This is a genomic window from Rothia sp. HMSC066G02, assembly GCF_001813145.1.
Lineage (GTDB): Bacteria > Actinomycetota > Actinomycetes > Actinomycetales > Micrococcaceae > Rothia.
On record NZ_KV811597.1, the window covers coordinates 302,508 to 321,914 of the forward strand.

Annotated in this window: 17 protein-coding genes, 1 tRNA gene and 1 riboswitch; of the genes, 11 read left to right on the plus strand and 7 right to left on the minus strand. The window is 61.3% G+C overall.

Annotated features, from left to right (window positions below; all coding sequences use genetic code 11):
* Nucleotides 1–192: 192 nt before the first annotated feature.
* The 3 genes from HMPREF2894_RS07930 to HMPREF2894_RS07940 form a co-directional block, all read right to left on the minus strand.
* On the minus strand, nucleotides 193–990 hold the full coding sequence (locus HMPREF2894_RS07930; RefSeq protein WP_049338543.1) for an energy-coupling factor transporter transmembrane component T family protein: 798 nt from the start codon (nucleotides 988–990) through the stop codon (nucleotides 193–195).
* Complete coding sequence (locus HMPREF2894_RS07935; RefSeq protein ID WP_070678705.1) at nucleotides 987–2,630, minus strand: ABC transporter ATP-binding protein; 1,644 nt, start codon at nucleotides 2,628–2,630, stop codon at nucleotides 987–989. The genes HMPREF2894_RS07930 and HMPREF2894_RS07935 overlap by 4 nt, the downstream gene beginning before the upstream one ends.
* A gap of 76 nt (nucleotides 2,631–2,706) precedes the next feature.
* On the minus strand, nucleotides 2,707–3,351 hold the full coding sequence (locus tag HMPREF2894_RS07940) for an ECF transporter S component (protein WP_070678708.1): 645 nt from the start codon (nucleotides 3,349–3,351) through the stop codon (nucleotides 2,707–2,709).
* A 58-nt stretch (nucleotides 3,352–3,409) separates the two neighbouring features.
* Nucleotides 3,410–3,510: riboswitch (TPP riboswitch) on the minus strand.
* A 267-nt stretch (nucleotides 3,511–3,777) separates the two neighbouring features.
* Here HMPREF2894_RS07940 and HMPREF2894_RS07945 point away from each other — a divergent pair.
* On the plus strand, nucleotides 3,778–4,011 hold the full coding sequence (locus HMPREF2894_RS07945) for a DUF4235 domain-containing protein (RefSeq protein WP_049347564.1): 234 nt from the start codon (nucleotides 3,778–3,780) through the stop codon (nucleotides 4,009–4,011).
* Nucleotides 4,012–4,171: 160 nt separating this feature from the next.
* A complete protein-coding gene (locus HMPREF2894_RS07950; RefSeq protein ID WP_070678711.1) occupies nucleotides 4,172–5,608 on the plus strand; it encodes an MFS transporter in 1,437 nt (478 codons plus the stop codon).
* A gap of 214 nt (nucleotides 5,609–5,822) precedes the next feature.
* On the opposite strand, the gene HMPREF2894_RS07955 is transcribed toward HMPREF2894_RS07950, so the two are convergent.
* Nucleotides 5,823–7,154: a septin family protein gene (locus tag HMPREF2894_RS07955; RefSeq protein WP_070593959.1), complete on the minus strand. Its 1,332-nt coding sequence runs from the start codon at nucleotides 7,152–7,154 to the stop codon at nucleotides 5,823–5,825.
* Between the two features lie 130 nt (nucleotides 7,155–7,284).
* Entirely contained in the window at nucleotides 7,285–7,884 is a 600-nt protein-coding gene (dcd, locus tag HMPREF2894_RS07960; protein WP_005509013.1) for a dCTP deaminase, read from the minus strand.
* Between the two features lie 153 nt (nucleotides 7,885–8,037).
* Between dcd and HMPREF2894_RS07965 the strand changes: the two genes are divergently transcribed.
* From HMPREF2894_RS07965 to HMPREF2894_RS08000, 8 genes are all read left to right on the plus strand, one after another.
* Nucleotides 8,038–8,111 (plus strand) — tRNA-Gly (locus HMPREF2894_RS07965).
* A 648-nt stretch (nucleotides 8,112–8,759) separates the two neighbouring features.
* Nucleotides 8,760–9,380 (plus strand): thiamine phosphate synthase, encoded by a 621-nt coding sequence (locus tag HMPREF2894_RS07970; RefSeq protein ID WP_049352197.1) that lies wholly within the window; start codon nucleotides 8,760–8,762, stop codon nucleotides 9,378–9,380.
* A 2-nt stretch (nucleotides 9,381–9,382) separates the two neighbouring features.
* Nucleotides 9,383–10,465 (plus strand): glycine oxidase ThiO, encoded by a 1,083-nt coding sequence (gene thiO, locus HMPREF2894_RS07975; protein ID WP_070667044.1) that lies wholly within the window; start codon nucleotides 9,383–9,385, stop codon nucleotides 10,463–10,465.
* A 48-nt stretch (nucleotides 10,466–10,513) separates the two neighbouring features.
* Nucleotides 10,514–10,711: a sulfur carrier protein ThiS gene (gene thiS / locus HMPREF2894_RS07980; RefSeq protein ID WP_070604208.1), complete on the plus strand. Its 198-nt coding sequence runs from the start codon at nucleotides 10,514–10,516 to the stop codon at nucleotides 10,709–10,711.
* A gap of 143 nt (nucleotides 10,712–10,854) precedes the next feature.
* Complete coding sequence (locus tag HMPREF2894_RS07985) at nucleotides 10,855–11,625, plus strand: thiazole synthase (RefSeq protein WP_049338534.1); 771 nt, start codon at nucleotides 10,855–10,857, stop codon at nucleotides 11,623–11,625.
* Nucleotides 11,616–12,671 carry a ThiF family adenylyltransferase gene (locus HMPREF2894_RS07990; RefSeq protein ID WP_049359590.1) on the plus strand — a complete coding sequence of 352 codons (1,056 nt, stop codon included), beginning with the start codon at nucleotides 11,616–11,618 and terminating at the stop codon, nucleotides 12,669–12,671. The genes HMPREF2894_RS07985 and HMPREF2894_RS07990 overlap by 10 nt, the downstream gene beginning before the upstream one ends.
* Nucleotides 12,672–12,794: 123 nt before the next feature.
* Entirely contained in the window at nucleotides 12,795–13,907 is a 1,113-nt protein-coding gene (locus HMPREF2894_RS07995; RefSeq protein ID WP_049350538.1) for a MauE/DoxX family redox-associated membrane protein, read from the plus strand.
* 190 nt (nucleotides 13,908–14,097) lie between these two features.
* Entirely contained in the window at nucleotides 14,098–14,763 is a 666-nt protein-coding gene (locus HMPREF2894_RS08000; protein ID WP_049350539.1) for a class I SAM-dependent methyltransferase, read from the plus strand.
* A gap of 140 nt (nucleotides 14,764–14,903) precedes the next feature.
* On the opposite strand, the gene HMPREF2894_RS08005 is transcribed toward HMPREF2894_RS08000, so the two are convergent.
* On the minus strand, nucleotides 14,904–15,605 hold the full coding sequence (locus HMPREF2894_RS08005; RefSeq protein ID WP_049350540.1) for a hypothetical protein: 702 nt from the start codon (nucleotides 15,603–15,605) through the stop codon (nucleotides 14,904–14,906).
* A 63-nt stretch (nucleotides 15,606–15,668) separates the two neighbouring features.
* On the opposite strand from HMPREF2894_RS08005, the gene HMPREF2894_RS08010 reads away from it, so the two are divergent.
* Nucleotides 15,669–16,646: a hypothetical protein gene (locus HMPREF2894_RS08010; RefSeq protein WP_049350541.1), complete on the plus strand. Its 978-nt coding sequence runs from the start codon at nucleotides 15,669–15,671 to the stop codon at nucleotides 16,644–16,646.
* A 386-nt stretch (nucleotides 16,647–17,032) separates the two neighbouring features.
* On the opposite strand, the gene HMPREF2894_RS08015 is transcribed toward HMPREF2894_RS08010, so the two are convergent.
* Nucleotides 17,033–19,003 (minus strand): NHL domain-containing thioredoxin family protein, encoded by a 1,971-nt coding sequence (locus tag HMPREF2894_RS08015; protein ID WP_049350542.1) that lies wholly within the window; start codon nucleotides 19,001–19,003, stop codon nucleotides 17,033–17,035.
* Nucleotides 19,004–19,407 lie beyond the last annotated feature (404 nt).

Genomic DNA, 19,407 nt, shown 5'->3' on the forward strand with positions numbered 1-19,407 from the left:
GAAGCGAGGGCGGGTTCCCTGTAGGAGCGAAGGAAGAGTGGGAGCACCTACGTATCCCAGCGCGGGAGGACGGTATCGCCCGTAGTGACATCAGGGTGCCCGAAGCGAAGCGAGGACGGGTTCCCTGTAGGAACGAGGGCGAATACCGCTTCCCAAGCGGAACCACGAAAGCGAAACCAGAAACGGAACGGTCTAGGCCCAGAGGAACTGAATCGTACCCGCCGCAATAGATGCACCGTACGCAACAGCGATAATGACGGCGGCAGCAATGCTCACATGCACATCACGCGGCGAATAGGACGGCACACGAGCCCAGGTGCGTTCGCCCGCGCCGAAGCCGCGCGCCTCCATGGTGATGGCGAGGCGGGAGCCGCGGCGGATAGCCTGCACGAGCAGGGCGAAGCTTTGCCCGCCGAAGGTTTGGGCGCGTCCAGCGAGGGATTGGCCTGCACCGAGTCCGCGGGCGCGTCGTGCCTGGCCGAGGGCGTTCCATTCGGCGAAGAGAATGCCGACGAGGCGCAGCGCGGCGACGGTTGCGAGCACGAACCGGGAGGGCAGTTTGAAGGTTTGTGCGAGGGAGTCGCCGAGGTCGGTCGGGTCGGTGGTGAGTACGAATGCGAGGGTGGGTAGGACCATGGCGAGGGAGCGAATCATCATGGCTGCGCCGACGGCGGCGGAGTCGGTGGTGATGCTGTTGAAGCCGAGGTCGAGGATGGTGGTGCCGCTTTTGGCGCTGAGCATGGCGACGGACCAGCCGGTGGTGATGACGGCGATGAGGATGGGCCAGAAGCGGGCGAGGACGTTGACGGGTCGGAATCCGACGAGGATGAATCCGAGCAGTTCGAGGGCGAAGAGGATTCCGGAGGTGAGGGGATCGCGCACGATGAGTGCGGCGATGATGAGGGTGAAGGAGACGATGAGTTTTACGCCGGCGTTGAGGTTGCTGAAGTAGCTGGTTCGGTCGATGGTGCCGAAGAAGTCGGTGTTCATGCGTTCTCCTTTCCGGGGGTTGCGGTGGCTTCGGAGGTGTCTAGGGCTTCGAAGGTGATGTGGTTGCCGCCGAGTGCGGCGGTGTAGTCTTCGTCGTGGGTGATGGAGATGACGGCGGTGCCGTCTGCGAGTAGTTCGCGGATGAGGTCGACGAGTTCTGCCCAGGTTCGTGCGTCTTGGCCGAAGGTGGGTTCGTCGAGGATGAGGATTTTGGGTGCGGTGGCGAGTGCGGAGGCTACGGAGAGTCGTCGTTTTTCGCCGCCGGAGAGGGTGAAGGGGTTGGCGTCGAGTAGGTGGGTGAGGCGTAGGTGGGCCGCGAGTTCGTTGGTGCGGGCGGCGAGCTCGTCTTCGTCGAGGGGAACGCGGTTGAGCGCGGCGAGTCGGCGGGGGCCGAGTTCGAGTTCTTCGCGTACGGTGCCGCGGATGAATTGGTATTCGGGTTCTTGGAAGACGTAGCCGATGCGGCTGAGCATTTGGGCGGGGGTCCAGGTGGGCACATCCCAGTGGGCGGGCTCGCCACCGTGCTCGCCGCCGTGGTTACCGTCGTAATTACGGAGCGTGTCGGTGGCGGCGAGGGTGCCGTCGGGTGCGGTGAGGAGCCCTGCGAGGGTGAGCGCGAGGGTTGATTTGCCGGCGCCGTTGGGGCCGAGCACGCTGAGGTGTTCGCCGGCGCGCAGGGTGAGGTTGATGCCGCCGCGCAGTACGGGCAGGTCGATGGGTGCGGGTGCGGGGGTGTCGCCGAGGCGTTTGATGGTGCGGCGGCGGGCGCGTCGTTGTTTGGGGGTGGGTTGTGCGCGGGTGATGCTGAGGTTTTCGGCGCGAAGTAGCGCCTCGCCGTGCTCGCCGCCCTGGTTATCGCTGTCGCTCTGCGGCGCACGCGGCACGTAGTTGGGTACCCACACGCCCGCGTCGATGAGTTCTTGGCGGGCTTCGGTGAGTACGGTGTCGGGTGCGCCGTCGTGGGTGATGGTGCCGCCTTCGCCGAGCACGATAATGCGGTCCATGTGCGGCGCCCAGATGCTCACGCGGTGTTCCACAACGAGCAGGGTCGCGCCGGTCGCCTCGGCAGCGGTGAGGATGCTGTCGCGTACTTCCTGCACGCCGGAGGGGTCGAGGTTGGCGGTGGGTTCGTCGAGGATCATGGCGCCGGGGTGCATCGAGAGGATGCCCGCCAGGCCGAGGCGCTGTTTCTGTCCGCCGGACAGTGCGCTGCTGGGGTGGTCGAGGGGCAGGTGGTTGAGCCCTACTGCGGTGAGGGCTTCGGCGACGCGGTCCCAGATTTCTTCGCGGGGTACGCGCAGGTTTTCGGGGCCGAACGCTACGTCGTTGCCGACGGTTGCCATGACGATGGAGGATTCGGGGTCCTGCTGCATCATGCCTGCGGTGCCGCGTGCTTCGGCGGGTGCTTGCCCGTTGATGGTGATGGTGCCGCCGGCGGATTCGCCGTCGTCATCATGGAGCACACCGGCGATGGCGTGCAGGAGCGTCGATTTGCCTGCGCCGGAGGTGCCCAGTAGCAGGACTTTTTCACCGGGGTTGATGGTGAGGTTGAGTCCGCTGATGACGGGTTCTGGGCGTCCGGGGTGGTGCCAGCTGAAGTTGTTGAGCTCGATGCGCGCCCCGCGCGGTGTTGCTTCCATGATGGTTCCTTAGCCTTTGTGTGGCTGCTGTAGTGTGCCGAGTGGTGACTCGTTGTGAGTGACTAGTTGCTGGTGGTTAGCGGCGGGTCTTGCCGGATGCCAGCGAGGAGAGCACACCGGTCTTGGCGAGGTTCTGCACGAGAATCCATGCGAGGAAGCCTGCGATGACTGCGCCGGAGATGACGGCGCACGCTACGTAGATGATGGCCTTGACCGGTTCCATGTCGGGGTAGTAGATGAAGATTTCGTTAACGCCCATGAACAGGCCGCTGAGTGCACCGGCGAAGACCGCTACGAATGCGTCCCAGCGGCGGTAGCGGAAGATTGCAAAGGCGATTTCAGCGCCGACGCCCTGGAAGAAGCCTGCGATCAGGATTTCGCCGCTCCACGCACCGCCGGTGAAGAGCACGGAGATGAATGCTGCGACGATTTCGCCGAAGAGTGCCGCACCGGGCTTGCGGATGAGCAGGCCGCCGAGGGTGCCGCCGAGCAGCCATGCGCCGGCGACGATGGGGCGGAATTCGGGTGCTGCTACGAGTGCGGTTTTGGCGGCGGGGCCGACTGCGATGTCCCAGATCCAGAAGATGACGGCGCAGGCTACTGCGATAACTGCGGCGATAACGATTTCGTTGACTCGCCAGCGCAGGTTCGGCTTCTTCGATTCTGCCTGGCTAGATGCTTGGCTAGATGCCTGGGAGGCGGGGGTTGCGTTCTGTGACATTGGTGATCCTTCCGTCGTTGGAAGGGGAATGTCCTCGCCCTCTGATTGGACGAGGGCATTGAGAAGAAATTCGACTCCCTACGCCGGTACTAACCGGATCAGGTTCGAGGGTCTGCTTAGCACTCTCAGCGCCTCGGTGGCGCTCCCCTGTCGTTGTGGGCTTCCTTGTCCGTACCGTTGTGGTGCAGGTGGAAGCCCAGGTTCGATTGTAGGCGTGTCTGGCTGTTCGTGCCAATTTGCCGCTTTTTGTTTTCTTCTTCTGCCCACATTACAGAATTGCACGGTGTACAATTTTGGGACGGAGCGGCTCCAAGGCGGCACGAACGCCTTAAACCCTATACGCTAGGGAGTGGCGCTCTTTTCTCACCCAACCCCGAAGGGGTTCACGGGCAGGACGCCGCATCGTATACAGCTAAGGAGATACACATGAACCCCGTCGCTAAGCTTGCCATTGCGGGTATCAACATGGGCGCTACTGCCCTGGTTGGTAAGGGTCTGGGCGCAGCCTGGACCAAGGCTACCGGCAACCAGCCTCCCGCCATTTCCCACGACTCTGAAGACACCCTGCGTCAGGTCATCCTCTGGACCGTTCTGACCTCCGTCGTGGGTGCTGTGGTGAGCTTCGGTATTGCTCGCCTGCAGCGTCGTTTCTTCAACTAAGACTTTGCGCCTTCCGCGCGAAAGTTCATGAACTAGGCGGTACGTATCTCCACTCGGTACGTACCGCCTGGTGTTCCATCTTCAGCACGCCCGCCCCACTTCAGCCGGTTTCACGCCGCCGCTACGCTGAAGCGCCACCTCGGCATCCGAAAGCACAACTATGACTATTTCTTCTCCCCGCCGTAAGACGAAGGCTCCGCGTAGGGTCGTTGACCACGCGAACAGCCGCCGTTCGGTCGCGTCCTGGGTCATGTGGGATGTTGGTTCGTCGAGCTTCGACTCGATTATGATGACCTTCATCTTCACCGTGTACCTGACCAGTAGCTATTTCGGCACTCCCGAAGAGACCTCCTCGGCGCTGTCTCTGGGTCTGACCATTGCAGGGTTCCTCATTGCGATTCTGGCGCCGGTGACCGGTCAGCGTAACGACAAGTCTGGCCGCGGCATCTTCTGGCTCGGCGTGAACACGCTACTGCTGGTCGCTTCGATGGCGGCGTGCTTCTTCGTGGCTCCCACCCCGCAGTACCTGTGGCTGGGTGTCGCCCTGATTTCTGCAGCGAGCGTGTTCAGCGAGTTCGCGTACGTGAACTATAACGCCGTGCTGCCGCGCATCTCTAACCCGGACAATATCGGTAAGATTTCGGGCGCTGGATGGGCTGCCGGCTACATTGGCGGCATCCTGGCGCTGGCTGTGGTGCTGTGGGGTTTTGTGCTTACCCCCGAGGTGCTCGGCCTGACCACCGAGAACGCCCTGAATATCCGTGCGGTTGCACTGTTCGCCGCCGCATGGTGCCTCATCTTCTGTGTGCCCCTGCTGGTGCGTATGCGCACCCGCGAGCGCTTCCTGCCGGAGGTGCTACCCACCCGCGAGCTACGTTTCCTGGAGCTCGGTATGGAGCGTCTCTCCCCGGCTCGTCAGGGCGGTCTGCTCGCCTCCTACAAGGCGCTGTGGCGCACCATTAAGCGGCTGAAGATGACGTCCCCGCAGACCCTGTGGTTCCTGATTGCTTCGGCGGTGTTCCGTGATGGTCTGTCCGGTATTTTTACGTTCGGCGGTATTCTCGCGGCGGGCACGTTCGGTTTCAGTACTTCCGAGGTAATCCTGTTCGGTATTGCCGGTAGCGCTGTCGCGGCGGCTGGCGCAATCCTGGGCGGCTACCTGGATGACTACCTGGGCCCGAAGGCGATCATTGTTATCTCGCTGGTCGGCATTATCTTGGCGGCTACCCCGTTGCTGTTCTTCCCCGAACCGGGCGTGTTCTGGGTATGCGCCCTGCTGCTGTGCCTGTTCGTGGGTCCGGCGCAGTCGGCGTCCCGCACCTTCCTGGCTCGCCTGGCGGATCCCGGTACTGAGGGTGAGCTGTTCGGCCTGTACTCGACCACCGGTCGTGCCACCAGCTTCCTGGCGCCGATGCTGTTCGGTCTGTGCGTGAGCATCATGGGCGCACAGATTTGGGGTGTGCTCGGTATTCTGATCGTTGTGGTGGCGGGTCTGCTCCTGCTGCTGCCGGTGAAGGCGCCCGGCGCGTTGCGTGTGCGTGCGGCTCGCCGCGAGCAGAAGCGTGAACAGAAGCGCCGCGACAAGGCAGCCCAGTAAGGCTGCTCGGTAACGCTGCTTGGTAAGGCGTCGCGGGGCTAAGCGTCCTGCAAACCCCGCAAATACAAGCCCGCAAACGCAACCCCGCATACACACAGGGAGGGGCGGGTAGAAGAATGATCTTCTACCCGCCCCTCCCTTGTGCTTAAGTAGCGCCTACCAAGCGGAGCTCAGTAAGCCGCGCCAGAGAGCCGTGTCAGAGAGCCGCGGTGGCTTAGTCCTCCACCACGTCATCCTCATCATCAGAGACAGCATCTTCAGAGGAATCCAGCGCAATCTGCTGCTCCTCCTCATCAAGAACCTCATCGCTGGTCAGCTGAGCCCAGGTCGCGTCATCAATCAGCGGATCATCAATCACACGAACCCACAGCATCGAACCAGCCGCCAGAGCGCTCAGGTTCTCGTCATACGCCTCCGCAGGCAGACCCTCAAAGATCTCAGCCAGACGCGCAAACAGGTCATCGTACGAAATGTCGCCCTCAGCCTGCAGCCAGCACTCAGCCGCAAAATCAGACAGCTCATTCAGCTCAGTGTCACACAGCAGCAAGAACGGGCCGTCCTCACCCACACGCACACCCGAAGTACCCGGCATACGAGAAACCGCAATCGTACCGTTCAAGAACACACCCGGCAGGTGATCCTCAACCGTGTACTTCTCCAGGCTCTCAACCTCATCAGCATTCGGCAGCTCACCGCCATTCAGCAGATCCTGAACCAGCGGCAAAGTATCCTCAACCTCCGAGTACACCAGGCGCCACACGCCGCCGCAACGCTCCACCAGCTTAGCCAGCGACACAACACCCTCAGGGTGACGCGCCAGACCCGAGCTCTGCTCACTCAAGAACACCAGAGCCTCATGCAGTGGAACACGCTCAAAATACGGCTCAGAAGCCGACTCATCACGAGAAATGAACACAATACGCGACAGCTCATAGCTGAGGTCATCACGATCAACCACGTTCAAACCCAGATCCACCGGGTTCTGCTGATCCTTCGGCGCATTCGGGTCAACAATCACAGACAGCGGCTTCGGATACGGCGACACAACACCCTCATCCGAAATAATCGCAGTCTCATCAGTCAGGTACGCAAACTTCGAACCCAAGAAACGCGACGCAGTCGTCTTACCGCTACCAGAAACACCCACCAGCGCCACAGCGCGCTTCGACTCAGGGTCACCAATAACAGCCGCATGCAGCATCACACCGCGACCAACCAGCTGCTCAATCATCGCCAACGTAATACGGCTCGTCAGATCCTGCATACCCGAATCATCATCAGCCACACGCAGCGTCGAAACCTTATCAAACGAACCCATCAACGGATTCGCCAAATCCATCACCGACTCATCAGTCGGCGCATGAACCAACATCACCTGATCAAAACGAGACAACGAAGCATACGCCTCATCAGGAGTATCAAAAAACTCCGGAGCAAGAGGCTCCCACGCCTTCTTAAAACGCTCCACAAAAGAGTCCGACATATCAATCAGATACAAAGAAACTTCCGCGCCAGCAACACGCAGAACAACAGGCTTCAGATTCATCAAAAATCCTTAGAGAGTGAGAGATAAAAACCCGCACGCGAGTGAACGCACGAGCACAACAGGCGAAAAACCGCCCAACGCGGGCGCACAAACACACAGCCTGCACGCCCGCACCCCAAAGCGGGAAAGACTAAGACTCCACAGAACCATCCGCAGGAATCATCGTCTGATGAAAATTCAAATAACTACGCGAAGCAGTCGGGCCACGCTGACCCTGGTAACGGTTACCATACGCACCAGAACCATACGGATGCTCAGTCGGGCTACTCAAACGGAAGAAACACAACTGACCAACCTTAGAACCCGGCCACAACATAATCGGCAAAGTCGCCATATTCGACAACTCAAGCGTCACATGCCCCGAAAAACCAGGATCAATAAAACCAGCCGTAGAGTGAGTCAGAAGACCCAAACGACCCAGCGACGACTTACCCTCCAGGCGGGCAGCCACATCATCAGGCAACGTCACCTTCTCATACGTAGAACCCAACACAAACTCACCCGGATGCAGAATAAACGGCTCATCAGGAGCCACCTCAACCAGGCGCGTCAAATCCTCCTGCGGCTGAGCAGGATCAATATGCGGGTACTTATGGTTATCGAACAGACGGAAGAAACGATCAATCCTCACGTCCACACTTGCAGGCTGAATCATCGACTCATCGAACGGATCAAGAACGATGCGCCCATCAGCAATCTCTTGACGAATATCGCGATCTGAAATAAGCACGTTTAAAGGATACCTGGCAAACACCACCCACGTGCAGGCATCCACCAGCCCCAGCACACAGGCCTACATCACATTTCAACCCCTGCGCCCGGCACACAAACAGCCGCAACACATTTCGCCCTCGACAAGCAGGCGCGATACACTGAAAAGGATGCGGCTGTAGCTCAATGGTAGAGCGCACGCTTCCCAAGCCTGATACGCGGGTTCGATTCCCGTCAGCCGCTCCACAAGCCCCGGACTTCGTCGCGGGGCTTTATTTTTTAGGTTGGATGCGGTGGTTGGGCTGAGAGTTTAGGATGCGGCTTGGGTTGGACGGGTCGAGGCGGTATGTTCCTTGCTCCTGCAGGGAACCCGTCCTCGCTCCGCTTCGGACACCCTGATGTCGCGACGGAACATACCGACCTCTCCCCTACTATCCTCTCCCCTCTCCGGGAGGTGGAGTAGTGGGTGCGGGGTGCGTCGGGAGCGAGCCGCGGGCTGCTCGGCTTGGGAAGGGTGTGCGCGGAGGCGGGGTGGGGAATACTCGGGTGAGGTACCGCAGACAGCTCACCGGGAAACGGGATAGGTATTTGGGTGAGGTGGTGGCTCAGCTTAGGAGGTCAGGGTGCCTACCAGCGGGCTCAGCGCGAAAGGGCTTGCCGCAACTGCGCGAGCGCGGTGCCGCTATACCTTCCTGCAGCGACATCAGGGTGCCCGAGCTCTGCGAGGGCGGGTGCCCCTGCAGGAGCGAAGGAAGTGTATAGCGGGCCAAGCGCACACACCTCACAACGCTTGAAGGATGTTCAACTCACCACACAGTTGTGCTAACCTAACCACAGAAATTCAATGAGAGAATTTCTAAAAAACATCTACTCGACGAGGAATCGTAGACCCGCATGAACCGCGAAACACACCCCTACACCACCCCAGCACGCCCCCTCGACCTGAACCTCTACCTCGTCACAGGCGAGCACCCCCTCGAAACCGTCCGGGCAGCCAAACACGCCACCTGCATCCAAGTCAGGTCCAAACCCATCAGCGCGCGCGAGCTATACCAGCTCACCGAAGCTATCGCCGGCATCATCCAGCCGCACCAGACCCTCCTCATCGACGACCGTGTCGATGTCGCCCTCGCGTTGCGTGCCCGCGGCGTGCGCGTTGACGGCGTGCACATCGGTCAAGACGACCTGCCCGTAGCCGACGCCCGCGCCCTCCTCGGCGCCGACGCGATCATCGGTCTGACCACCGGCACCCGGCAGCTCGTCGAAGAATCCAACAAAATCGCGCACCTTATCGACTACATCGGCACCGGGCCGTTCCGCCCCAGCCCCACCAAGCAGTCCAACCGCCCGCCCCTCGGCATTGATGGGCTCCGCGAACTTGCTGAACTGTCCGCCGTACCGACCGTAGCTATCGGCGACATCACCCCCGAAGACTGCCCCGCCATCCGCACCACCGGAGTTGCCGGAATCGCCATGGTCCGCGCCTTCGTCGACAACCCCGCACTGCAGGCATAGCCATGACCATCACCATCATTGGCGGCGGAATCATCGGCCTCACCACCGCGTTTGAACTCACCGAACGCGGCGAAAGCGTGCACCTCATCGACGCCGAAACCAGCGGCTACGGCACCGCCGACGACGGCACGGCGCTCTACCCCGCCGCCAGCCACTACGCCGGCGGTATGCTCGCACCCATCGCAGAAGTGCAATTCCAGCAGGATGCGCTCTTCCCGCTCATGACCGCCAGCGCCGACGCCTACCCCTCCCTCATGGAAAGGCTCAGCCGCGCCACCGACCTGCCCACCGGCTACGACACCACCGGCACGCTCATCATCGCAGCCGACCGCGCCGACGCCGAACACCTGCAGCGCACCCGCGCCTACTACCGGGACATGAACCGCCCCGCAGACCCCGTCACCCCCACGCAGGCGCGCGCCCTCGAACCGCTCCTGGCGCCGCGCATTGCCGGTGCCGTGAGCATCCCCAGTGACCATCAGCTGCACCCGCGGCTCATGAGGCGAGCCCTCAAAGACGCGCTCACCCGCCGCGGCGTCACCTTCAGCACCGAACGGGTCACCGACCCGGATGCGGGCGACATTATCTGCACTGGACTAGGGGCAACACTGCACGGGGACTACCCGCTACGACCCGTCTACGGGGACATTCTGCGTCTGCGCGCCCCGCGACCCATCCTTAAGCATGTGGTGCGCGGCTATGTGAACTCCCGCCCCGTCTACCTCATCCCCCGCCCCGACGGGGAGCTGTGCATCGGCGCGACCAGCCGCGAAGACCACCGCACGCTGCCCGCCATTGACGGCGCACACCAGCTGCTACGTGACGCAATCCGGCTCGTGCCCGCCGTTGAAGAGTGCGAGCTTCTGGAGGCGAACGTCGGCGCCCGCCCCGGCACCCCGGACGACCTGCCCATCTTCGGGCACCGCACTCGCGCTGACGGCACCCGCCAGCTCGTGTCCACGGGCTATTTCCGCCACGGTATTCTGCTTGCCGCACTCGCCGGCAAGGTTGGTGCAGAGGTCGCCTGCGGGGCTGAGATTCCGCCCATCATGCAGGCATGCGACCCGGCACGATTCACCCACTAAACACAGTCCCCGCCGGATGCACCCGGCACCTTCACGAAAGGATTTCGCATGATCATCACCTACAACGGCGAGCCGCTAACCACCAACGCCCCCACCGTATTTGACCTTGTCATGGACCAGTTTGGTACCGGGGCGGGCGTGGCAGTAGCCCTTAACCGCAGTATTGTGCCGCGTTCCACGTGGCTGGATGTCCCGCTGAACGAGGGCGATAGGGTGGATGCCCTCACCGCCGTTCAGGGCGGCTAATCTTTCAGCCTGTACCGGAGAGATACCCACCGGCAAAAAAGAACAGATATTCTCGGTTTTTGTTCCCTAAACCGGGCGCACCGTAGCGCCCCGCACCAACCAGCAGACCCCGTTATTTAGACGTTCCCACAGAGGAGAACACCATGAGCCTCACACCGCTCACCATCGGCGACCGCACCTTCACATCCCGCCTCATCATGGGTTCCGGAGGCGCAACCAGCATGGACCTGCTCGAGCAGGCGCTCATCGCCTCCGGCACCGAAATGACGACCGTTGCCATGCGCCGTCACGCCGCAGGCACCCCCATTTTTCCGCTTCTGCAGAAGCTCAATATTGCGCCGCTGCCCAATACCGCAGGGTGCCGCACCGCAGCTGATGCGGTGATGACCGCGATGCTTGCCCGCGAGGCGCTGGGCACCTCCTGGGTGAAGGTTGAGATCATCCACGACGAAGACACCCTGCTGCCGGATACCGTGGAGCTGCTGACCGCTTGCGAGCAGCTGGTGGCTGAGGATTTCACGGTGCTCGCGTACACCTCTGACGACCCGGTGGCTGCCGCCCGCCTGGAGGATGCGGGCGTTGCCGCGGTCATGCCGTTGGGTGCGCCGATTGGTACCGGTCTGGGCATTTTGAACCCGCACAATATTGAGCTGATTGCGTCCCGCGCGCAGGTTCCGGTGGTTCTGGATGCCGGCGTGGGTACCGCTTCGGACGCCGCCCTGGCGATGGAGCTGGGCTGTGATGCGGTGTTGTTGGCGTCGGCGGTGAATCGTGCTGAGGATCCGGTTGCGATGGCTCAGGCGATGAAGTTTGCGGTGCAGGCGGGCGCGTTGGCGCGTGAGGCCGGCCGTATTCCGGTGCGTGAGCACGCGAAGGCGTCGTCGCCGTCGGAGGGTTTTGTCTCGTGGATGTAAACCTTGCCCCTACCCCGGTGAATCCGGAGCATGCGCGTCTGGATCGCGAGCGCACGGACCGTCAGCGTCGCCTGCCGGGCTTTGATCAGGATGCGGTGGCGGCTGCCCGCGTGTTGGTGATTGGCGCTGGTGGTTTGGGTTGTCCGGTGGTGCAGGCGTTGGCGGCGGCTGGTGTGGGGTATCTGCATATTGTGGATTCTGATTCGGTGGAGCTGTCGAATATTCAGCGTCAGCCGCTTTTTGGTGTGTCTGATGTGGGTGAGCCGAAGGCGGAGGTTGCGGCGCGCCGTGCTCTGGAGTTGTGCCCGTCGTTGACGGTTGAGACGACAATCCGGCATGTGGATGCGTCCTGGATTTTGGATCTTTTCGCCGCGTCGGCACCGGATTGTGTGGTGGATTGTACAGATACGTTTGCGTCGAAGTATCTGATTGCGGATGCTGCGCAGGTTGCGGGTTTGCCGCTGGTGTGGGGCACGGTTTTGCGTTTTGGCGGGTCGGTGAGTCTTTTTGAGCCGGATGGCGCGCATTTGCGTGATATTTTTCCGACGATTCCGCAGACGGTGGAGTCGTGCGCGCTTGCCGGGGTGTTGGGTGCGACGACGGCGGTGGTTGGTTCGCTGATGGCGACGGAGGTGCTCAAGTATGTGAGCGGCTTGCCGACGGCGGCGGGCACTCTGCTGACCTATGATGCCCTATCGGGTACGTGTACGTCGTTTGGGGCGGTGCCGGATCCGGCGCGTGTGGTGCCGGTGGATTTGTCGGCGCATGAGGTTCCGCAGGTGCTGTTGGATGTGCGTGAGGCGCCTGAGCGTGAGGAGTCGGTGAAGCATGAGGGTTCGTTGCATTTGCCGCTGTCGCAGCTGAGCGATGCGGAGGGTTCGTTGTTGCCGGCAGCCGACGTGCCCGCGGAGCTGCTGAGTCTGTTTGAGTCGGTGCGTGATCAGCGCGTGGGCGTTTTCTGCGCCTCGGGTGCGCGAGCGCAGCGCTTTGTACAGGCGTACGCGGAGCTGGCGGGCGAGTACGGTGTGAGCCTCACGGCACTGTAGAGATGGTTTCCCCATGTGCAGGGCGTAAAATCGTGTATAACACGGCGGCACGTCGCGCGGTTTGTTCTGCCTAAAAACTGCCGCTGCCGCCTCCTGTTTTCGCACACTCACTCTAGGAGTTTTATGCTCACCGTCTCTACTGTGCCGCTTGTTTTGTGTACGGCACTTGTTGCGTTGACTTTGTTGATTAGCGGTATTGCTAAGGCGAAGGACCCGCAGAGTACCGTGACCGGTATTCAGAATCTTGGTTTGGAGAAGATCGCGCCGACCCGTGCGGTGTCGCTGATTTTGCCGTGGTTCGAGATTGCCCTGGCCGCCGTCCTGCTGCTGTCGCCGGTGCGTTTGCCTGCGGTGATTGCTTCGGGTTTGGCGTTGATTCTGATGCTGTTCTATACAGTGGTGATTGCGCGCGCTCTGGCGACGGGTCGTACTGCGGGTTGTAATTGTTTTGGTTCTGAGTCGAATGCGCCGGTGAGCCGTTATACGCTGGTCCGTAATGTTGCGTTGCTGTTGGCGGCGGCTGGTGCGCATGCGAGTGCGTTGAAGGGTGGCACGGGTGTTGTGTCGACTCTGCTGGGTCTGGGTAATAGCGGCTGGACTTGGGTTTTTGGTGCGGCGCTGATTGCTGTGACGTTGGAGGCTGTTCGCCGCGGTGATGCTCTTGCGCAGCCGGAGCCTCAGGCTGAGGTGATTTTGCCGGAGCCGGTGTATGACGAGAACGGCGAGGAGCAGTATGTTCGTATGCCGATTCCGCATGCGGCGCTGTACCTGGAGAATGGTCGTCACACGAATTTGCGTGCGTTGGCTAAGAATCAGGCGCGTGTGCTGGTGTTTGTGTCGGCGACCTGCGCTGGTTGTGTGAAGTTTTTGAAGACGATGTCTTCGTGGCAGGAGCGTCTGCCGCAGGTGGCGTTGCATCCGGTGTATTCGAGCCTGGAGTCGTTGCAGACCTCGCGTAATGCGGGTACGTTGCCGGAGGGTTTGACTCCGTTGATTGACCGTGAGGCGGGTTCGCGCGCGAATTTTGGTAATGGTGTGCCATTGGCTGTGGTTTTGGGTGCTGATGGTCTGATTGCTGGCGGCCCGGTGGCTGGTAAGGAGCAGGTTGAGGCACTGCTTGCCGATATTGAGGAGCAGTTCGCTGAGGCTGCTCGTCTGGCTGAGGAGGAGCGCCAGGAGCAGATGCGTAAGGCGTTTGCAGCGGGTCCGTCGAATGTTGAGGGCGACCACCTCTAAACACGCTCCTATCGTCCAGCCCCCGTAGCGCCTCTGTAGCGCTTCCGATAGCCCCGTCCGGCTCTTACTGCCCTTACCGGCAGGTGCCGGGTGGGGCTATGCTAGAACGTAGTGCACACACCGCTTATATGCCGCAGTCACCTTGCCTGGTGGCGGCTGGCGCGTCCTCAACCCTATCAAAGGAGTTTTTATGGCAATGATGAGTTTCAACGCTCCGGGTGAGCGTGAGAAGTCCCTGTGGCTGATCCGTAAGGAAAGCAACCCGAATCACTCACAGTGGTACATTGACCGTTTCAAGGCGATGGAGGCTGAGGGTAATGACATGGCGGGTGAGTCTCGTCTGTTGGATGCTATGGCTTCTCGTGGTGCGAAGATTCTTGATGCTGGTTCTGGTCCCGGTCGTGTGGGTAAGCAGCTGCACGCGTTGGGTCACCGTGTGACGGGTGTTGATATTGATCCTGAGCTGATTGAGGAGGCGCGCCGCGTCTGCCCGGAGGCTACGTGGATTACTGCTGATTTGGTGGATTTGCCGGAGGTGCTGGGCATTGAGGGTGACGCTACGGCGGAGAATGGTTTTGAGCTGCTGGTGTGTGCGGGTAATGTGATGGGTTTCTTGGCTCGTTCGACTCGTAAGCCGGTGGTGGAGAATTTCCGTCGCGTGTTGGCGCCGGGTGGCCGTGCGGTGGTTGGTTATGGTTCGGGTCCGGGCCGTGATTATGCGTTTGAGCAGTTCCTCGCTGATGCCCGCGAGGTTGGCCTGAACGTGGATAACACCTACTCTTCATGGCAGATGCACCCGTTTGTGGAGGGCTCTTCGGAATTTTTGGTGGCGGTTCTGTCGCGCCCGGCGAGCTAGGCTCGCATCTGAAACGAGCGCGCTAAGCGCATTTAGCTAGGCATACAAATGGCCCGGCGCCTCCCCTGTGTGGGGTGGGTGCCGGGCCATTTGTGTGTCCGGAAGAAGCGCGTCCATAAGAACTTTAAAGAATGGTTGTTCTAGTGGATCATGTAGATGTTGCGGGCGAGTTCTTCGGGCATGAAGGATGCGGCGAAGAGGATCGCCACGATGATGACGGCGAGTGCGGTCATGAGGCTGGAGCGCCAGCCGGGGTGCAGCTCGTTGAAGGTGATGAGCCCCTTGTGTTCTTTGTCCATGTTGACCACGTTGATCTGCTTGTAGATGGTGGTTTGGGCGGAGAGTTTGGAGGAGACTTCTCGCATGGTTTTGCCGTCCCAGACGCGGCCGTCGACGCGCATGAGCTGTTTGCCGTCTTTGTCGACGGCCCACATGGCGGGGAAGCTGCGGTAGCGTAGGCGGCCAGCGACGGTTTTGAGTTTCTGGCCGTAGGCTTTTTTGGGGTAGAGCTTTTCGACGAAGATGGTGTGGTCGATGTTTTCCAGCGGTACGGCGAACCAGCCGAAGGTGCGTGCGCGGAGCACGTGGGTTTTGGTGATGACGATGATGGTGGGTTTGAGGACTGAGTAGAGGTTTACGCCTGCGATGGTGCCGATGAGCAGTACGAGGATGGTGTACGGCAGGGCGGGTCGCTTGTAGAAGATGAAGGCGAGCGCGGCGAGTAGCACGATGGTGCCGGGGAGTGCCGCTTCGATGCGCCTGCCGTAGGAGCGCATGCGGGGGTGGAATAGTTCTGTGACTTCGCCGTATTTGGCGGGGACTTCGTGAGCGCGTTCTGCCATATACACAACTTTAGTGTGTGCGGTGCGTGAAACCTAGCGGACTACCTGCGTTACTCTGGTTCTATGCGTAATTTTTCTCCCGTGGAGCGGGTCCTGGCAATGTGGATGGTCGGTGTTGTGGTGGCCGTTTCTGTGGCTGCTGCGGCGCTGGTTATGACGAATAAGCTGGTGTATGGTCCGACGGGTCAGGTGCGGGAGTATTTTCATGCGTTGCGTACGGGTAATGGTTCGTATGCGCGTGGCCTGTTGGGTGCGCAGATCCCTGAGGGTGACGCGTCGCTGCTGGATGGGGATGCTTTGAGGCGTTCGGTGTCTTCGTTGGGTGAGGTGTCGTATGAGGTGGTGGAGACTAGCGCCGATGGTGAGCATGCGACGGTGCGTGCTTCGTATTCTTTGGGGGGTTCGCAGCAGCATACGGATTTTCGTTTGCATCGTGCGGGTACTCATTGGGGCTTTTTTGATAAGTGGGCTATTGATGAGGCGTCTTTGCCGTCGGTGAAGGTGAATATTCAGGGTGTGGAGGCTGCGACGATTAATAACCGTAAGGTTGCGGTGGATGAGGGTGCGGCGTCGTTCCCGGTGTTTTATCCGGGTGTGTATGCGGTGTCGTATGATTCGACGGTGTATACGACGCAGAAGGTGAATGAGGTGGTGACTGCGCAGGATGCGAATCATGCGGTGCGTATGGAGTTGAAGCCGAGTGATAATGCGTTGTCGTCGGTGAAGGAGCAGGTGCAGGACCATTTGAAGAAGTGTACGCAGCAGAGCACTCTTTATCCTGGTGGGTGCCCTTTTGAGTATGCGTTTACGGGCCGTGTGGATTCTGAGGTGAAGTGGTCGGTTGAGAAGGTCGCGGATCCGCAGGTGAGTGTGAGTTCGGCGGGTGTGTGGTCGTTGAAGCCGATGTCGGGTACGGCGAAGGTGTCGTTTACTCAGTTGGATTTGTTTACGGGTGCGCGTTCGCAGGTGCAGAAGGAGATTCCGTTTACGTTGAAGGCGTCGGTGGAGGCGGATGCGAAGGCGGTCCGAGTCTCCTTCTAAGGACGAACAGCGAGAGCCAGTATGCTCTGAATGCGACATCAGGGTGCCCGAGCGAAGCGAGGGCGGGTTCCCTGTAGGAGCGAAGAGCATACTGGCTCGTGGCTTATATGGGTTGAGAAAGGGCCGGTGTTATCCGTAGCGACATCAGGGTGTCCGAGCGAAGCGAGGACGGGTGCCCCTGTAGGAGCGAGGATGACCCGGCCCTTTCGCGTCCCACAATCCTAAAAGGTCAAAGGGAACCGGTACTATCTGCAGCTGTATCAGAGCGGTACGACAGAAAAGGGTCAGTATTATCCGTAGCGACATCAGGGTGTCCGAAGCGAAGCGAGGACGGGTGCCCCTGTAGGAGCGAGGATAATACTGACCCTTGATTCTTTTATAGATCCCTAGTTGATACCGCGCAGGTCCAGGACGAGTTCGCTTTCGTCTGCCTCGTCACCGGTCACGACGACGGGAATACCCCAGTCCTGCTGGTAGAGGTGGCATGCTGCGTGCTCGGGGATGTCACCGTCGGGGGTGCCGTCGCAGGCGGCGGCGCGGGCGGTGATGTGCAGGACTGCCTCCGTGATTTCGGGGTTGAGTACGAGGGTGCGGGTCAGTCCGGTGGAGGTGCCGGCGCCTTCCAGGATGAAGTTCTCGGGAGTGGATGAGATCTTCAGCTGGGTGGGGTCGCCCCAGCGGGTGTCGAGCTTCTGGCCGGTGGGCACGGTGAATCGTGAGGTGAATTCGAGGGTGCCGCCGGTGAGCTTGGTGGAGGGGCGTGCGGTGGTGATGGCGCCTTCGTCGACGTGCTGTGCCTTCGCGGGGATGGAGGCGCGTACGAGCTGGTGGGCGTTGGTTTCGACGATGATGAGGCGCGGTTCTTCGCCGGGTACTTCTTCGACGAGCAGGTCGGAGGGTTCGTCGAGGCCGCGTTCGAGGGTGCCGAGGGTGCCGGTTGCGGGGTCCCAGCGGCGGATGGCGCCGTTGTAGGTGTCGGCGACGGCGATGGAGCCGTCGGGCAGTTCGGTCAGGCCGAGGGGGTGCTGCATGCGGGCGGTGTCGGAGTCGCCGTCGACGAAGCCGAAGTCGAACAGGCCCTTGCCGACGGCAGAGGTGACCTGTACGCCGTCTTCGGTGAAGGTGACGTGGCGCAGGCCGCTGGTTTCGGAGCATGCGACCCAGAGGCTGCCGTCGCGGGCTTCGATGATGCCGGAGGGCTGTGCGAACCAGGCGTCGGCGGCGGGGCCGTCGGCGAGGCCTTCGACGCCGGAGCCTGCGAAGATGCTGACGGTGCCGGTGACGGGTTCGTAGCCGAAGAGCTGGTGGGTGCCCGCCATGGCGATGATGAACTGGCCGGCTTCGCGGGAGTAGACCGCATCCCAGGGCGAGGAGAGCGCAATTTCGGTGGCGGGTACGCCTGCGGGGATGTGGTTGGGGTCGCCGGTGACGGCGTTGTCGCCGTCGATGACGCGCTGCACGCCGTTGCCTGCGAGGGTGCGTACTTCGCCGGTGCGCAGGTTGAGGGAGCGCAGGCGGTGGTTGACGGTGTCGGCGACGAGCACGTCGTAGCCGAGCTGTTCGCGCAGGTTTTCGGGTACGAGGGCGAGGCCGGCGGGTTCGTTGAAGCGTGCTTCGGTGCCGGTACCGTCGACGTGGCCCTTGACGGGGTGGTTGATGGGGTCGTTGCCGCCGCCGTAGGTGTTGATGACGGTGTTGAGGTCAGCGGCTACCTGCAGGATGCGGTGGCGCGCGCTGTCGGCAACGAGGTAGGTGCGCTCGCGGTTGCCGAAGAGGTTTGCGGGGCCGAATTCGGCGGGCAGTTCGATGGCTTTGCCGGGGAAGGCGTAGGTGCCTGCTGCCTTGGGGCGGGGTACGTAGGGGCCGTCGCCGCGGTGCAGGGTGCCCTTCGCCTCGTGCTCGGCGACGAGTTCGCGTACGAGGGAGGTGAGGCCCTGTACGTGGCCTTCGCCGGAGAGGTGGGCGACGATGTAGCCTTCGGGGTCGACGACGACGAGGGTGGGCCATGCGCGGGCGGTGTATGCCTGCCAGGTGGTCAGTTCGGGGTCGTCGAGTACGGGGTGGGTGATGTGGTAGCGGTCGACGGCTGCGGCGAGCGCTACGGGGTCTGCTTCGTGTTCGAATTTGGGGCTGTGTACGCCGACGGTGACGAGTACGTCGGAGAATTCTTCTTCGAGGGGGCGTAGTTCGTCGAGGACGTGCAGGCAGTTGATGCAGCAGAGGGTCCAGAAGTCGAGAATAACGATTTTGCCGCGCAGGTCCTGCAGGGTCAGGTTCTTATCGCCGGTGTTGAGCCAGGCTCGACCTTCGAGTTCGCTGGCGCGTACGCGTACGCTGCGGGTGGTGTTCTCGCTCATGGGTTCTCTCTCCTGTTGGGTGCGCCGTGTGTGGGCGCGTCGGTTTGCTGTCCCCATTATGCCAGCGTGGTGGGGGTGGTTCGCTGGGAGTTGAGCATTGTGAACGCGGGAGGTAACGGCTCGTCATATTACGTCATATTTGCGTGAGTTGAGGAGTGCGAAAGTGGTATGCACGGGTTTGGAAATCATTGCATCTCATTCATTCGCCATGCCCTCCGGTACCGATACGCCGGGGCACCCCCGAAATATTTAACTTAATAAGTTAAGCCTTACCTAACTATTGATTAATCTAACCCTTAATTTTTAGACTGGGAGGGTGCGATTTTTCGCACACCCTTCTGCGGGACTCGCCGACGACCCCGCCCCCACCCAAGGCCCGCCCTGCAGGCGGCGCCCCCCCCCCC

What these genes read in the sequence shown, in the direction of transcription:
- HMPREF2894_RS07930 (WP_049338543.1), bottom strand. Translation starts at nt 990, where the DNA reads ATGAACACCGACTTCTTCGGCACCATCGACCGAACCAGCTACTTCAGC.
- HMPREF2894_RS07935 (WP_070678705.1), bottom strand. Translation starts at nt 2,630, where the DNA reads ATGGAAGCAACACCGCGCGGGGCGCGCATCGAGCTCAACAACTTCAGC.
- HMPREF2894_RS07940 (WP_070678708.1), bottom strand. Translation starts at nt 3,351, where the DNA reads ATGTCACAGAACGCAACCCCCGCCTCCCAGGCATCTAGCCAAGCATCT.
- HMPREF2894_RS07945 (WP_049347564.1), top strand. Translation starts at nt 3,778, where the DNA reads ATGAACCCCGTCGCTAAGCTTGCCATTGCGGGTATCAACATGGGCGCT.
- HMPREF2894_RS07950 (WP_070678711.1), top strand. Translation starts at nt 4,172, where the DNA reads ATGACTATTTCTTCTCCCCGCCGTAAGACGAAGGCTCCGCGTAGGGTC.
- HMPREF2894_RS07955 (WP_070593959.1), bottom strand. Translation starts at nt 7,154, where the DNA reads ATGAATCTGAAGCCTGTTGTTCTGCGTGTTGCTGGCGCGGAAGTTTCT.
- HMPREF2894_RS07970 (WP_049352197.1), top strand. Translation starts at nt 8,760, where the DNA reads ATGAACCGCGAAACACACCCCTACACCACCCCAGCACGCCCCCTCGAC.
- thiO (WP_070667044.1), top strand. Translation starts at nt 9,383, where the DNA reads ATGACCATCACCATCATTGGCGGCGGAATCATCGGCCTCACCACCGCG.
- thiS (WP_070604208.1), top strand. Translation starts at nt 10,514, where the DNA reads ATGATCATCACCTACAACGGCGAGCCGCTAACCACCAACGCCCCCACC.
- HMPREF2894_RS07985 (WP_049338534.1), top strand. Translation starts at nt 10,855, where the DNA reads ATGAGCCTCACACCGCTCACCATCGGCGACCGCACCTTCACATCCCGC.
- HMPREF2894_RS07995 (WP_049350538.1), top strand. Translation starts at nt 12,795, where the DNA reads ATGCTCACCGTCTCTACTGTGCCGCTTGTTTTGTGTACGGCACTTGTT.
- HMPREF2894_RS08000 (WP_049350539.1), top strand. Translation starts at nt 14,098, where the DNA reads ATGGCAATGATGAGTTTCAACGCTCCGGGTGAGCGTGAGAAGTCCCTG.
- HMPREF2894_RS08005 (WP_049350540.1), bottom strand. Translation starts at nt 15,605, where the DNA reads ATGGCAGAACGCGCTCACGAAGTCCCCGCCAAATACGGCGAAGTCACA.
- HMPREF2894_RS08010 (WP_049350541.1), top strand. Translation starts at nt 15,669, where the DNA reads ATGCGTAATTTTTCTCCCGTGGAGCGGGTCCTGGCAATGTGGATGGTC.
- HMPREF2894_RS08015 (WP_049350542.1), bottom strand. Translation starts at nt 19,003, where the DNA reads ATGAGCGAGAACACCACCCGCAGCGTACGCGTACGCGCCAGCGAACTC.